Annotated in this window: 15 protein-coding genes and 1 pseudogene; 5 read left to right on the top strand and 11 right to left on the bottom strand. The window is 39.0% G+C overall.

Going from position 1 to position 12893, the window contains the following annotated elements; translation table 11 throughout:
• Window positions 1–152: 152 nt before the first annotated feature.
• From DQL14_RS08395 to thyX, 4 genes are read left to right on the top strand one after another with little or no spacing between them, the layout of a single operon-like run.
• Window positions 153–695, top strand: a complete 543-nt coding sequence (locus tag DQL14_RS08395; protein WP_108169398.1) for a nucleoside phosphorylase-I family protein — start codon at window positions 153–155, stop codon at window positions 693–695.
• 42 nt (window positions 696–737) lie between these two features.
• Entirely contained in the window at window positions 738–977 is a 240-nt protein-coding gene (locus DQL14_RS08390) for a DUF2443 domain-containing protein (RefSeq protein WP_000461832.1), read from the top strand.
• Entirely contained in the window at window positions 978–2771 is a 1794-nt protein-coding gene (gene glmS / locus DQL14_RS08385) for a glutamine--fructose-6-phosphate transaminase (isomerizing) (protein ID WP_108169397.1), read from the top strand. It begins immediately after the preceding gene.
• Window positions 2772–2792: 21 nt separating this feature from the next.
• Window positions 2793–3419, top strand: a complete 627-nt coding sequence (thyX, locus tag DQL14_RS08380; protein WP_108169396.1) for an FAD-dependent thymidylate synthase — start codon at window positions 2793–2795, stop codon at window positions 3417–3419.
• A gap of 66 nt (window positions 3420–3485) precedes the next feature.
• Here thyX and DQL14_RS08375 read toward each other — a convergent pair whose 3' ends face one another.
• A complete protein-coding gene (locus tag DQL14_RS08375) occupies window positions 3486–3950 on the bottom strand; it encodes a CagY family CD-EC repeat-containing protein (RefSeq protein ID WP_231952858.1) in 465 nt (154 codons plus the stop codon).
• A gap of 76 nt (window positions 3951–4026) precedes the next feature.
• Window positions 4027–4287, bottom strand: a pseudogene (locus tag DQL14_RS08370) (plasmid mobilization protein); the annotation flags it as partial.
• Window positions 4288–4475: 188 nt separating this feature from the next.
• Here DQL14_RS08370 and DQL14_RS08365 point away from each other — a divergent pair.
• The gene (locus tag DQL14_RS08365) at window positions 4476–4757 is read left to right on the top strand and encodes a jhp0828 family protein (RefSeq protein ID WP_108169395.1); all 282 of its coding nucleotides are present in this window, start codon (window positions 4476–4478) and stop codon (window positions 4755–4757) included.
• Between the two features lie 34 nt (window positions 4758–4791).
• Here the strand turns inward: DQL14_RS08365 and DQL14_RS08360 are convergent, their stop codons facing one another.
• The 9 genes from DQL14_RS08360 to exbB form a co-directional block, all read right to left on the bottom strand.
• Window positions 4792–7032, bottom strand: coding sequence for an outer membrane beta-barrel protein (locus DQL14_RS08360; RefSeq protein WP_108169394.1), 2241 nt, complete (start codon window positions 7030–7032; stop codon window positions 4792–4794).
• A gap of 200 nt (window positions 7033–7232) precedes the next feature.
• Window positions 7233–8585 (bottom strand): tRNA uridine-5-carboxymethylaminomethyl(34) synthesis GTPase MnmE, encoded by a 1353-nt coding sequence (gene mnmE / locus DQL14_RS08355; RefSeq protein ID WP_162296899.1) that lies wholly within the window; start codon window positions 8583–8585, stop codon window positions 7233–7235.
• Window positions 8578–9384, bottom strand: a complete 807-nt coding sequence (locus DQL14_RS08350) for a Jag N-terminal domain-containing protein (protein ID WP_108169392.1) — start codon at window positions 9382–9384, stop codon at window positions 8578–8580. Before DQL14_RS08350 ends, mnmE begins: the two co-directional genes overlap by 8 nt.
• A complete protein-coding gene (gene yidC / locus DQL14_RS08345) occupies window positions 9384–11030 on the bottom strand; it encodes a membrane protein insertase YidC (protein WP_108169391.1) in 1647 nt (548 codons plus the stop codon). Before yidC ends, DQL14_RS08350 begins: the two co-directional genes overlap by 1 nt.
• 5 nt (window positions 11031–11035) lie before the next feature.
• On the bottom strand, window positions 11036–11389 hold the full coding sequence (yidD, locus tag DQL14_RS08340; RefSeq protein WP_108169390.1) for a membrane protein insertion efficiency factor YidD: 354 nt from the start codon (window positions 11387–11389) through the stop codon (window positions 11036–11038).
• Complete coding sequence (rnpA, locus tag DQL14_RS08335; protein ID WP_108169389.1) at window positions 11376–11861, bottom strand: ribonuclease P protein component; 486 nt, start codon at window positions 11859–11861, stop codon at window positions 11376–11378. Before rnpA ends, yidD begins: the two co-directional genes overlap by 14 nt.
• Complete coding sequence (gene rpmH, locus DQL14_RS08330; RefSeq protein WP_001847286.1) at window positions 11821–11955, bottom strand: 50S ribosomal protein L34; 135 nt, start codon at window positions 11953–11955, stop codon at window positions 11821–11823. The genes rnpA and rpmH overlap by 41 nt, the downstream gene beginning before the upstream one ends.
• 71 nt (window positions 11956–12026) lie before the next feature.
• Window positions 12027–12428 carry an ExbD/TolR family protein gene (locus DQL14_RS08325; protein WP_000755082.1) on the bottom strand — a complete coding sequence of 134 codons (402 nt, stop codon included), beginning with the start codon at window positions 12426–12428 and terminating at the stop codon, window positions 12027–12029.
• A 10-nt stretch (window positions 12429–12438) separates the two neighbouring features.
• Window positions 12439–12891: a TonB-system energizer ExbB gene (gene exbB / locus DQL14_RS08320; RefSeq protein ID WP_000661837.1), complete on the bottom strand. Its 453-nt coding sequence runs from the start codon at window positions 12889–12891 to the stop codon at window positions 12439–12441.
• Between the last annotated feature and the right edge of the window lie 2 nt (window positions 12892–12893).

Genomic DNA, 12893 nt, shown 5'->3' with positions numbered 1-12893 from the left:
GGCGTTATTATAGCGTGAATAAGTGGTGAATGAAAAAGGAATAACATGTGAATGAAATGTGAATGAAGCCCTAAAATTAAGGTGTTTCTTTTAAGGGTTTGTCTATAATGCTTGCTTTATAATAAGCTAATGGATGCGAAAAAAGGATTTTCATGCTGCTTTGCGCTGGAAGGAATGAAACTTTAAAAGGGGCGACGCCTATTGGTGTGGGTTTGATAGAGAGCGCGATTAATTTAACGAGAATATGCCTAAAAAACCCTCATGCAGAAAGCCTTATTTTCATAGGGAGTGCAGGGAGTTATAGCCCAGAAATGGAGCTTTTAAGCGTGTTTGAAAGCGTTTGCGGCTATCAAATTGAAGAGAGTTTTAGCCATTTAAACAGCTACACGCCTTTGGATAATTCCATTCACATAGAAACTGAAGAGAAGGCTCTTTTTGAAAGGGTGGGCGTGAATAGCAGTAACTATATCCACACCGGTGAAATGTTTGCTAAAAAAATGGTTCAAAAGGGCGTTTTATTAGAAAACATGGAGTTTTTTAGCGTTTTAAGCGTGGCTAAGGCGTTTTCTTTGAAGGCTAAAGGGATTTTTTGCGTGAGTAACCATGTAGGACTTAACGCGCATCAGCAATTTAAAGAAAACCACGCCAAAGTCAAACAGATTTTAGAAAACATCATTGATAGTTTAATAATTTAATAGTTTAGCTATCATGGGGCATTCTAAATTAAAGGCGGTTGGATGTTTGAAAAAATACGCAAGATTTTAGCGGATATTGAAGATTCGCAAAATGAAATTGAAATGCTTTTAAAATTAGCGGATTTGAGTTTGGGGGATTTCATTGAAATTAAAAGAGGGAGCATGGACATGCCAAAGGGCGTGAATGAAGCGTTTTTTACGCAATTAAGCGAAGAAGTGGAGCGATTGAAGGAGCTTATTAACGCTTTAAATAAAATCAAAAAAGGGTTATTGGTGTTTTAAATGTGCGGGATTGTAGGTTATATAGGGGATAGCGAGAAAAAATCCATTCTTTTAGAGGGCTTAAAGGAATTGGAATACAGAGGTTATGACAGCGCGGGTTTAGCCGTATTGAGTAATGATCGTTTGGAAGTGTTTAAAACTCAAGGGAAATTAGAAAACCTTAAATCAGAGCTTAGAAATAAGGAGTTTCTGGATTTTGGCGTGAGTATCGCTCACACCAGATGGGCCACGCATGGCAAGCCAAGCAGCGCGAACGCCCACCCGCATTTTACAGAAAATTTAGCCTTAGTGCATAATGGCATCATTGAAAATTATGCGAGTTTGAAAAAAGAATTGGAAAGTAAAGGGCATGCGTTTTTAAGCCAAACGGACACGGAAGTCATTGCGCATTTATTAGAAGAAACGCTTAAAAGCGAGAGCGATTTATTGAAAGCCTTTGAAAAGAGCATCAGCCTTTTAAAAGGGAGTTATGCGATTTTAATGCTCCATAAAAGGGCTAAAGAGAGCCTCTTTTACGCTAAATCTTCTTCACCTTTAGTCGTGGGTAAGGGCAAAGAGGGGGTATTTTTTGCGTCCAGTTTGAGCGTGCTAGCCCCTAAAGTGGATCAATTTGTCATTTTAGAAGAAAACAGCGTGGGGCAGATTTCTTTAGAAAATTTTAAAGATTTAAACAATATTGAAAACATGAAAGATTACGCTTTTGAGAATAAGGATTATTCTAAAGGGGATTTTAGGAATTATTTAGAAAAAGAGATTTATGAGCAGCATAGCAGTTTGTTGGAGTGTTTAGAGGGGCGCTTGGAAGCCTTGAGTGTGTATTGCGAGATCGATCCTGAATTTTTAGAGAATGTGAATGAAATCACGCTGTGTTCTTGCGGGAGCAGTTACCATGCGAGTTTGGCGAGCGTGTATTTGTTTGAAAGATTAGCCAAAATAAGAGCGAGGGCCATTTTAGCGAGCGAATACCGCTACGCTAATTTTAAAAGCAACCCTAACGAGCTTTTTATAGCGATTTCTCAAAGCGGTGAAACCGCCGACACTTTAGAAGCCTTAAAATTAGCCAAAGCCCAAGGGCTTAAAACCATTAGCTTGTGTAACGCTCCCTTTAGCATGATGAGCCGCATTAGCGATCACACGCTTTTGATCAGAGCGGGGGTGGAAAGAAGCGTGGCATCCACTAAGGCGTTTTCTTCGCAAGTGATGCTTTTATGGCTTTTGAGCGTGTATATAGGCAAACAGCTAGGGACCATCTCTAAAGAAGAAGAAAGAATCCAGGCTAAAAACATGCTCAATAGCGTGAATGCGATGAAAGTAGAGCCTAAATTGCATGAAAAAATCAAGCGCTTATCCAAACGCTACTTGCATGGGCATGGCTTTTTTTATATCGGGCGCGATGTGTTTTACCCGCTCGCTTTAGAAGGGGCGCTAAAACTTAAAGAAATCAGCTACTTGCACGCTGAGGGGTATGCGAGCGCGGAGATGAAGCATGGGCCTATTGCGTTGGTGGATTCTAATCTTTTTACCATTGCTTTATTGTCTAAACATTTGTTATTTGATAAAACCAAAAGCAATATTGAAGAATTGAGCGCTAGGGATTCTACGATTTGCGTGTTAAGCTCTGAAATTTTAGAGATCGCTGATGATTTTATCCAATTAGAAGAGAGCGAAAGCTACATGGAAGAATTTTTCCGCATGAATTTAGCGGTGCAGCTTTTAGCTTTAGAAATCGCTATGCGTTTGAATCACGATGTGGATCACCCAAGAAACTTAGCTAAAAGCGTTACCGTGGAATAAAAAGCGATTAGGAGTCAAATAATGGAAGTGATTTGTAAGCATTACACCCCTTTAGACATTGCAAGCCAAGCGATCCGCACTTGCTGGCAGAGCTTTGAATACAGCGATGATGGAGGCTCTAAAGATAAGGAACTCATCCACAGGGTGGGGAATATTTTTAGGCATTCTTCCACTTTAGAGCATCTTTATTACAATTTTGAAATCAAGGGCTTGAGCAGGGGAGCGTTGCAAGAATTGAGCCGGCATAGAATAGCGAGCTTGAGCGTGAAATCAAGCCGCTACACTTTAAGGGAATTGAAAGAAGTGGAGAGCTTTTTACCCCTTAATGAAACGAATTTAGAAAGAGCGAAAGAGTTTTTAGTGTTCGTGGATAATGAAAAAGTGGATGCAATGAGCGTTTTAGCTTTGGAAAATCTCAGGGTTTTATTGAGCGAGTATAACATTAAAAACGATTTAGCCAAATACGCCATGCCGGAGAGCTATAAAACACATTTAGCGTATAGCATTAACGCTAGGAGCTTGCAAAATTTATTGACTTTAAGGAGCAGTAATAAAGCCTTAAAAGAAATGCAAGATTTAGCCAAAGCCTTATTTGACGCTTTACCTTGCGAGCATCAATATTTGTTTGAAGATTGCTTGAAGCACTAGATTTAAAAACGCCTTGTTTTAGCGTTTGGTTAGATGAAGTTTAAGGGGGTTTGTTGTAGGATTTTATCACGCCCCATAGTTGCGATATGGGGCAAATCTGTTCTTAAAAGGGTTTATCATGAAAAGAAAACATGATAAAAACTCTTGGTTAGTATTATACATTAAAATCTCTTTTAAGGGGTTTAAAGTGGTCTTTTCTATAGAAAAGTAATGTATTAGCCAAAGTTCCCCTGAGTTTAAAAGCTTAGGGGTTTCCTTTTCAAGCGGGTTTGCCTTTAACTTTTGGGGCGTTTTATAGGCTTCTAAGCTGTTTTTATCTAAAATCTCTTTTCTCAAGTTTTTGGGGAGGTTTTTGACATATTCTTTTCTGTCGGCTTCAGTTTTGGTGTTTTTCAAACAATCTAGAGCCTGTTGTTCCAAAAGTTTCCTAGCTTCAGGCGTGAGCAGTTTCTCATATGGCTCTAAGAGATAGCTTGGCAAAAAACACATTCCATTAGACACTTTTGTGATCATTTTGGAAGCAAATGACAATGCCTAATCTTTACATTGCAGAAAAAGCTAGCATGGGTCGTCTGATCGCTAGCGCGCTTTCAAATGATTACAACGCTCCTTGATTAGTGTTGAGACATTTAGCGATCTGGTTTAAATTGTTCCCCCACTTAGCTAATTCAATAATTAGTTCTTTATTAGCGATCGCTTTTTGTTTTTTAGATTTTGTTGAAGTTTGTGAGTTTTGAGTTAAAATGGAGTTTAAAACTAATTGCGAAAAGTTTAGATTTTTTTCTTGCATTTGAGTTTGGATAGTTTGCCATTGCTCTTTAGATAATCTAAGACTTTTAATAACTTGTTTGTTTGTTTGGATACTCACTTATTTCCTTAATTTTGATTTTTTTGGGGGGTCAAGGGGGATTGCCCCATTGCGAGCTATTTTGTAATTTTGTATTACAAAATATATGCTCGCCCTATTATTTTTACCCTATTATTTTTATTTTAGCATGGATTTGGTTAATTTAGATATAATGGGGTTATTATGATTGATTAAGTTAAGGAGATAAGATGTTAAGAGATGTAGAAATGGGGGCTAATTTTTATAAAGAGCTTGGCAAATTAGAAAAACAATTAGCTAAATATCAAAGTAAAGTTTTAGAAATTAAAACACAAATGAAAGAGATTAAAAAGCAATATTCTCAAGCTAAGAAAGATGAGAATTTAGCTAGTAAATATATTCCTAATGATGAGTTAAAACAAGACTTATTAGACATTGATAACCCTAATACGACTGAAAGCTTTAAACCTAAAAATGCTAATGAAATTTGGCAATATGCTCTTAATTCTTAGGGGCCAATAGAGAGTTAAAGCCAATTTTTAACCCCTAAAAAATCCACCCGTAATTAAAAAACACTTTAAAATGGCTGCCCCCTTCATTCAGGGTGATAGAATTGGTGGTTGCGCCATCGCTAGAAACGACCCTAGATTTCAACTGGACTAAAGGAACGCTAATGCCTATAGAATATTTAGAATGCTTGTAGCGGTAATTCAACCCACCGGTTACATTTAAATTACCGCTCCCTTTGTATTGGTTCAACAAATAATAGCTGTTGTATAAGCCCCTTAACCCCCCAAACACCCCAAGAGAGGAAGTGAAAACTTTCTTGGTTAGATTGTTTTTAGGGTTCTTTTCGTTAGTGTAATTGGTGATAAAGTCAAACAGTACATCCATTCCCACACCATAGCTTAATTGTTGGATTTTTTCGTTATTGGCTTGAGCGTAGTTGTATTTGATAATGCCATAAGAAGACAACCCTAAGTAATCATTAAAGTATTTTTGATAGCCCATTTTAAGATTAACGCCTAATAGGGGGGCTCCAAAGGGTCGTGAGGTTTTTGAAGCGCGATAGGTAGTGGCGCTAGATTTAGTGGATGAAAGGCTTTGACTGATCGCGCTAAGCATAGTGGTCGCAAAATCTTGCGTGTTCAAACTGGCGTTCAAATAGTTGGTTTGGCTGCTCAAATTAGTGTAATCCACCGGTAGGGCGTTTTGATCAATGAGTTGCTGCCAAACCGCGCTGGTAACGCCTATAAGCCCGGCGGGGACTTGAGAGCAATCGGTATAGATGGAATTGGGGTAACTGCTAGGGAAAGCGGGCTGATTTTGGCCGCCAAAACGAGAACACACATCATAGGTAGAGCCATCGGTATCTCGCACTTCATGCCCGTTGTCAAACACTTGCACTTCTTGCCCATTCACTTGCTCTATTTTCCCGCCCTTACAGCGCTCTTCTGGCCCATTGTTTTCTTCACACATGCGCACCCTTTGATAAGTCATGTTCCCGTTATGCGTATAGCCTAAAGTGTGCCCGTATTCATGGATAATGTCTCTTAATTGCATGATGGCGACTTTATTCAAATCTTTGCCAAACAATATTTCAGGATCTAAGAAAGGAGACAATATCCCTAAAGCGCCAAAATTGGTGCCATCATCGCCTGGGCCATTCGGGCCGCCATATTGAGACCCTAGCCCTAAATCCCCTCCTCTTGTGGGCAAGAGATTCACATAAATATTATTCGTAACTCTATAGCTATAGATAACATCTTGCGGCGTTAATATCACTGATCCTGTTTGCCCGTTTTCTATATTGTATTCATCTCCTTTATTTTTAGCGATCAATTTAGGATCAACAAGCCCATCGTTGTAAGGATTCACGCATGTAGAATAATCAGAATAACATGGCTTTGACAGGTTGTTGTCGCTAAACTGAAAGGGGGCGTTTTTAACGGCATCTTCCCAAGATTTAGAATCAAACACCGCCATCATGTTCAGCATTAAATTGGTCAAATTCTTGGCGTCTTGAGAGGTGAAAGGCGGCACTTTAGCCACACAATTTTCTTGATTTTCGTATGGAGGGCATGGGGGTTTAGAACCAGTGCCGTTACCGCTAGAAAATTGGTTGTAATTGATATAAGTCATTTGAAGATTGGTTGTAACCCTACTGAGCTTGTTAAACAGATTCTGCGTGCTGGCATCAGAAAATCGTGTGGTGTTGGTTTGGAGCTGTTGGAAGCCATCGGCGTTAAGCTGCGGGTCGTTAAACAAGCTTGCGGGCAGAATGATTTGAGATTGTTTAGGGATAGTCTCTATCACGCCCAAACTGACTACATTGCCTTGATCGTCTGTATAACTCAGCTCAATATTGTTTAAATTATAGGGCAGGAAGTTTTGTATCATAATCAAGCTGCTATCGCCATAGCCTGCTTCTTCAGCGCTTTCTTGGTTATAAGCGGTTACATACACAGGGTTTAAAGAATAAAAGGTTAAGTTGGTGATATTGTTCTCTGCAAACAACTCAGTCGCATTCTTTAAAATGGTGCTTTGGGAGATGTAGTATTTCCCATAGGTGCTTTGAGGGGTAATGGGTTTGGGTTTGGGTTTGGGTTTGGGTTTTTCTTGAGTGGTGGCTATGGTTTGTTCTTGGGTTTGTGTGCCTTGCAACAGCCCGGTTTCAAAGCCGGCTTCTATAAAAAAGCCGTCTTTTTGGTGTTTTTGGTAGGCTTCTACAGCGGTGAATGACCCGATTAGGGACAAACAAATCGTTTTGCTAGCGAGTTTTAACATAAAATCTCCTTAATGGTCTTTTTTAACATTTTTACTCAAAAGTAGTTTATAGTATGCATATATTTTAAACTAGCTTATTTTACCCCTTTTTGAAAAATGGCAGTATTGTTTTTTGTAAATATGGATATTAAACCGCACTAATGGGTAAAAAGTCTTAAAAGCAGCGCTAAAAAGAGTTTTAACCCATTCTTTAAGCGGTTTTATTTGCCTAAGCAAAATTCGCTGAACATGCTATCAAGCATTTGGCTGGTTTCATAAGGGCGGGTGAGCAAGTTCAAGTTTTCTATCGCGCTTAAAATGTGATAAGAAAAAAGCTCTAAAGTTTCTAAATGGTTTTTAGCGTTTTGCAATTCAATAATGGCGTTTTCTAGGGCGGTTTTTTGGGCTAGGGAAGTGAGTAAGAGCTTGTTTTGAGTGTCTAGTTTGGGGAAAAAGGCGCTGATTTTTTGGCTCAAATCTTTCAAACAAGCCCTGGAATTTAGGGTGTTGGTCTCTAGTAAAGCATAAGGGATTTTAAGATAAGATTTTAAAATTTTAAGCTCCAGCTTGGGGGCTAAATCGTTTTTATTCAAAACAACAATACAAGGCTTTTTAGCACGATTAAGGGTGTCAATAAGGTTAAAATCTTCTTTTTCTAGGGGTTTAGAAAGATCAAACACGCCCAAAATAAGGTCGCAATTTTCCAAACTTTTAAGGCTTTTTTCAATCCCTAAACGCTCTATTTTATCCGCGCTCTCTCTAATACCGGCCGTATCAATCAAGCGCACCTTATGCCCTTGTAGTTCAATGACTTCTTCTATAGTATCTCTTGTTGTGCCTTTAATATCGCTCACTAAAGCCCTTTCTTCTAAAAGCATGGCGTTTAATAGGGAACTTTTGCCGGCATTGGGTTTGCCAACAATGCTTAAGGCATGCCCCTTATTCCTTTGTTTTTGCGCGTTAGAAAAATCCAATAAGTCTTTAAAAGAGGCGATTTGTTTTTCTAAATTTTGAGACACTCCATTTAAAAAATCGCTAGGAATGTCTTCTTCGCTATAATCAATCAAAACTTCTGAGCTCGCCAAAAGCTTTAAAAGATTATTCCTAGCTTCTTCAATAAAAATTTTTAACTCGCCCTTAAGCTGCCTGGCTAGAGCGTTTAAAGCGCTCTCATCTTCACAAAGGATGAGCTGAACGCTCGCTTCAATTTCGCTCAAATCCATTTTATGGTTTAAAAAGGCTTTTTTACTAAATTCCCCCGCTTTAGCAAGCCTAGCCCCTAAATTCAAACAAGTTTGTAAGATATTTTGCGCTAAAAGAGGGCTTCCATGGCATTGGATTTCGCACACGTCTTCACCAGTGAAACTATAAGGGGCTTTGAAATAAATGACTAACGCTTTGTCTAATAAAACACCATCAGAAAAAATATCGCACACGTAAGCGTATCTGGGGGTGAAGTCTTGTTTTTGGGTGAGTTGTTTGAGGATGTTTAGAGCGTTATGGCCGCTGATTTTAATGATGCTAATCGCTCCCTTGCCTAAAGGGGTAGCGATAGCGGCGATGGTGTCATTCATTGTTGAAGTCGTTGATGACGATGTATTTTTCATCGTTTAAATTGGTTTTGATAGAGACATATTTGTTGGGGAACGCTTTTCGTAATTTCTTTAAAGCGATATAGGTTAAAACGCCATCAGGGGCTTTCATCTGCCCCTTACCCACTTCATGCACGGTCATGATCACGCTTTGGAGTTGCGCTTCCATAACCTTTTCTTGGTTTTGCAAAAAGGTGGAGATTTCTAAACGGATACTATAGCCATAAGCAGGGTGGATCCAGTTAAAGAGCAAGTAAGAAAGGGCTTTGTAACGATAGCCTTTCTCGCCAATTAAAAGAGCGGAATCTTCGCCATCAATATCAATCAATAACACCCCCGGTTCATAAAGGCTGACTTCCACTTTATTGATTTTATAGGGCAAGTGGGAGAATAAGTCTTTCAATTCTTGCTTAATTTCATGGAGTTTGTCTCCATTATGAGATTCTTCTTTAAGGTTTTTTTTAGGGGGTTTAGGGGTGATTTTTTCTTCTTGAGGCGTTTCTGTTTCTAATTTTTGTTTTTTTTCTTCTATATTGTTTTGATGGTTTTGATGGTTTTCTTTCGTGTTGGTTTCTTTAACGCTCTCTTCTTTAACCTCTTTAACGCTTTCTTTAACGCCCACTAAAATAATGGCTTCTTTTTTACCAATGCTTAAAAACCCTTTAGAGGGCGTTTGAATGACTTCGTATTGCAAATTAATAATGGGGCAATTCAAGGCGATAGAAGCTTGAATGAGGGCTTCTTCTAAGGTTTTAGCTTTGATTTCAATAAAATTTTGCATCAACTTTCCTTTTTGTTTTGCGCATGCATGCGTTTTTTATTCTCTAAGATTTTATTGATAATGAGTTGTTGCAACACCGAAAGGATGTTGTTCGTGGTCCAATACAAGACTAACCCTGCAGGGAAAGTGATTAAAAAGATCGTGAATAATAGGGGCAAGAGTTTAAAAATCTTTGCTTGCATGGGATCGGTCATGGTGTTTGGCGTAACGCTTTGGTGCCAATACATAGACGCTCCCATAAGAAGCGGCAAAATAAAATACGGATCCATGATGGATAGATCATGAATCCATAAGATCCACTCTGAGCTTTTCAATTCCACGGCGTTATAAAGCACTCTATAAATCGCAAAAAACACCGGGATTTGTAAGATTAAGGGCAGACAACCCCCTAGCGGGTTGGCCCCATGTTTTTTGTAAAGCTGCATCATGTGGGTTTGCAACTTTTGGGGTTCGCCCTTGTATTTTTCTTGGAGTTCTTTCATTTTGGGGGCTAATTCCTTGAGCTTTTGCATGCTCACCATGCCTTTATAGCTTAAGGGGTAAAGGATAAGGCGCACGATAATCGTTAAAAGAATGATAGCCCAACCCCAATTACCCACGAATTGATACAAATAATCCAGTAAAACAAACACGCCTTTCGCGAAGAAAGTGATTAAACCATACTCTATCACATCAGTGAGCATGGGTGAAATCGCTTTCAAAGAGCGGTAATCTTTAGGGCCAATATAGCCATGCAAATTTGCTTCATTTTTAAGGGAAATGAACCCTAAGGGGTTTTTAGTGCCGATTTCTGAATCAATTAAGGCTTCAAAACCTTGAGAATCTTTAGTGAAAAGCAAGGTGGTGAAATACCTATCCACGCTGGATAAAAAGAGGGTGTTAGAAAAGCGTTTGATCTCTTTAGCGTCTTTATCTTCAATTTTTTCAATTTTTTTGTCGTTATTTTCTAAAAGCACGCCTGAAAAGGTGTAGCTGTCCAAATCAGCCACCGGCCTGTAACCATTGGTGATCACATAGCTAGGGATAAGGTTATTGGGCGATTTGAAGGCGATTTTTAAATCATAATGCAAATCATCATAGAAAGTCAGGGTTTTAATGATAGTAAGAGCGCCTAAATCTTGGGTTAAAACAAGCTGTTCGTTAGGCCCAAGAGTGGTTTTTGAAGCGCTATAAGGGGTGTTGAACGCTTTGTTATTGAGCGTGGGGTCTAAAAAACGCACTTCTAAAGGCTTGAGTTTATCGGCTGCTAAAAGGGGGAGCTCTTTTAGGGGGGGTTGCACGTTTTCTTTGGAGCTAAAAAGATGGCCCACATGCTCTAAAAAGCCCTTTTGTTTAGGGGTTAGATACTTTTTATCCTTGAGATAAACCTGTTTGATGCGCCCTAAAGAATCAATTTCAATCCTGGCATGCTCAAAAGAAATCGTGCTTAACAAACTCTCTTGGGGGATGGTTTGAGTAACGCTAAAATGTTGGGCGTTGGGTGCGTTAGGACTTGTTGCTGTATGGTTGTTGGTTGTTTCTTGCTTTGTGGTTTGGGTTGTTGTTTTGTTTGGTTTTTGGAAAAAATAGCTATAAAGAGCGATAAACAAGAAAGACAGAGCGATCGCTAAAATCAAGCGGAGATTATTATTGTTGTTTCTATCCATTGTGATTAAACCTTAATGATGTAGTAAGTTGCGTGGCTTTTTGTGGGAACGAGCCAAAAAGTAATGGTTTTAAAATTGCGCTTAAAATCTTTATGAGATTGGATCAGGCTTGGGCGTTTCAAACGAGTGGTAGGGTAAGCAATGCCTCCAGAGCAAAAAGGGTTGCATGAGAGTATCCTTATAGCGATTTTACCTATGGCAATTAGGGGGCTTTCAAAAGAGAGCAACCATAGAGCGTAGTTGGAGCAAGTGGGATAAAACCGACAGCTTGAAGGGGTGAAAGCCGAAAAAAAGCGTTGGTAACCCCTAATTGATGCCGTAAAAATCGCGCTCAAAAAAGGCGTTTTATTGTTTCGCATAGGTATGAGTTATTCCTTTTTTCAAGTCTTTTAAGGCTTTGTTCATATAGTTTTTAATGGAAGTTAGCATTTCTAAAAAATGTTTTTCTAAAGCCCAAAAATCTAAATGGCAACAATCGCTTCTAGGCACAAACACCAAAGCAAGCCCTTGACAAAGAGTGGCATGCTTTAATGTAAGCGAACGCAAACGGCGTTTGATAAGGTTTCGTTTCACGGCGTTGCCGACTTTTTTGGACACGCTCAAGCCTAATAAATAAAGCGTTTTTTTGTCTTTAAGCCTACAAGAGAGCGGATCTTTAAAACCCTCTTTTTCTTTTGGCGGATCTTTTGACAAATCCAAAACAAAGAGCGAAAAAAAAGGGTTATGTTTTTTAAACCCCTTTTGATAAACCCTGTCAAACTCACTCTTGTTTTTTAAAGAGTCATAGGGTTTAGACGGAAAGCTTTTTTCTGCCCTTAGCTCGTCTGGCATTGATCACCTTGCGCCCGTTTTTGGTTTTCATTCTCACAAGAAAGCCATGGGTTCGCTTTCTTGGTGTGTTGTGTGGTTGGTAAGTGCGTTTCATTTAAAACTCCCTTGATAAAAATTAAACATAAACACAGATTTTAGCTAAAGAATGCTAAAAATTGACTAAAACTAATTTTTTTGATTCTTTTTATCTTCAACAAGAATGTAAAGCTGCTTCAAATTGTTCGTTTGCAATAAATCCACGACTTTGATAAAGTTATCCAAATTGCTTTTCTTGTCGCCTTGCAAGACAATAGGGGTGTCTTTAGCCAAAGTGGAAACCTTGTGTTTTAAATTTTCAAAGCTGATTTCTTTATCGTCAAAATAAAAAGAACCCTTATTAGAAATAGCGATCGTAACTTGTTTCTTGTCCAACACGTCTTTAGAATCAGTGCTATCCTTATCCACTTGAGGAATGCTAATAGGGAGCTTTGAAGTTTGCACAAAAGACGCCGTTGTAAGCACGATCACTAACAACACAAGCATGATGTCAATGAAAGGCACCACATTCATGGATTCTACTTTTTTCACCGCTCAATCCTTAGGCTTTGTTGTAAATCTCATGGGATTGCGTGTCAACCGGGTGGTGGAAAATATCCCATTTAGTGACTAAAATCTCGCTTTTTCTCACTAGCAAGTTATAAATCACAATCGCAGGGATCGCTACCAATAACCCCATTCCAGTCGCTTTTAAAGCAAGGGCTAAGTTAGTCATGATCGCTTTAGTGTCAATGCCAGAAGCGGATCCTAAATCCATAAAAGTGAGCATGATCCCCATAACCGTTCCTAAAAGACCGATATAAGGGGCGTTAGAACCAATCGTGGCCACTAAAGTCAGTCGTTTGTGTAAGGCTAATTCCAGTTTACGCCTGTCTGTGTAGTCATCTACACGAAGAGTGGCAAAAAACCACAACCTTTCTATTGCGATCGCTATAACGATGACTGATAAAAAGATCAAAAACCCTATAATCCCATAATCTACCATTTCTTTCATTA

It is taken from the genome of Helicobacter pylori NCTC 11637 = CCUG 17874 = ATCC 43504 = JCM 12093, assembly GCF_900478295.1.
Lineage (GTDB): Bacteria > Campylobacterota > Campylobacteria > Campylobacterales > Helicobacteraceae > Helicobacter > Helicobacter pylori.
Note: the sequence above shows the minus strand (reverse complement) of the source record. Positions and strands in the feature narration are given on the sequence as shown.

What these genes read in the sequence shown, in the direction of transcription:
- DQL14_RS08395 (WP_108169398.1), top strand. Translation starts at nt 153, where the DNA reads ATGCTGCTTTGCGCTGGAAGGAATGAAACTTTAAAAGGGGCGACGCCT.
- DQL14_RS08360 (WP_108169394.1), bottom strand. Translation starts at nt 7,032, where the DNA reads ATGTTAAAACTCGCTAGCAAAACGATTTGTTTGTCCCTAATCGGGTCA.
- yidD (WP_108169390.1), bottom strand. Translation starts at nt 11,389, where the DNA reads ATGCGAAACAATAAAACGCCTTTTTTGAGCGCGATTTTTACGGCATCA.
- thyX (WP_108169396.1), top strand. Translation starts at nt 2,793, where the DNA reads ATGGAAGTGATTTGTAAGCATTACACCCCTTTAGACATTGCAAGCCAA.
- DQL14_RS08390 (WP_000461832.1), top strand. Translation starts at nt 738, where the DNA reads ATGTTTGAAAAAATACGCAAGATTTTAGCGGATATTGAAGATTCGCAA.
- mnmE (WP_162296899.1), bottom strand. Translation starts at nt 8,585, where the DNA reads ATGAATGACACCATCGCCGCTATCGCTACCCCTTTAGGCAAGGGAGCG.
- exbB (WP_000661837.1), bottom strand. Translation starts at nt 12,891, where the DNA reads ATGAAAGAAATGGTAGATTATGGGATTATAGGGTTTTTGATCTTTTTA.
- glmS (WP_108169397.1), top strand. Translation starts at nt 978, where the DNA reads ATGTGCGGGATTGTAGGTTATATAGGGGATAGCGAGAAAAAATCCATT.
- rpmH (WP_001847286.1), bottom strand. Translation starts at nt 11,955, where the DNA reads ATGAAACGCACTTACCAACCACACAACACACCAAGAAAGCGAACCCAT.
- DQL14_RS08350 (WP_108169392.1), bottom strand. Translation starts at nt 9,384, where the DNA reads ATGCAAAATTTTATTGAAATCAAAGCTAAAACCTTAGAAGAAGCCCTC.
- yidC (WP_108169391.1), bottom strand. Translation starts at nt 11,030, where the DNA reads ATGGATAGAAACAACAATAATAATCTCCGCTTGATTTTAGCGATCGCT.
- DQL14_RS08365 (WP_108169395.1), top strand. Translation starts at nt 4,476, where the DNA reads ATGTTAAGAGATGTAGAAATGGGGGCTAATTTTTATAAAGAGCTTGGC.
- rnpA (WP_108169389.1), bottom strand. Translation starts at nt 11,861, where the DNA reads ATGCCAGACGAGCTAAGGGCAGAAAAAAGCTTTCCGTCTAAACCCTAT.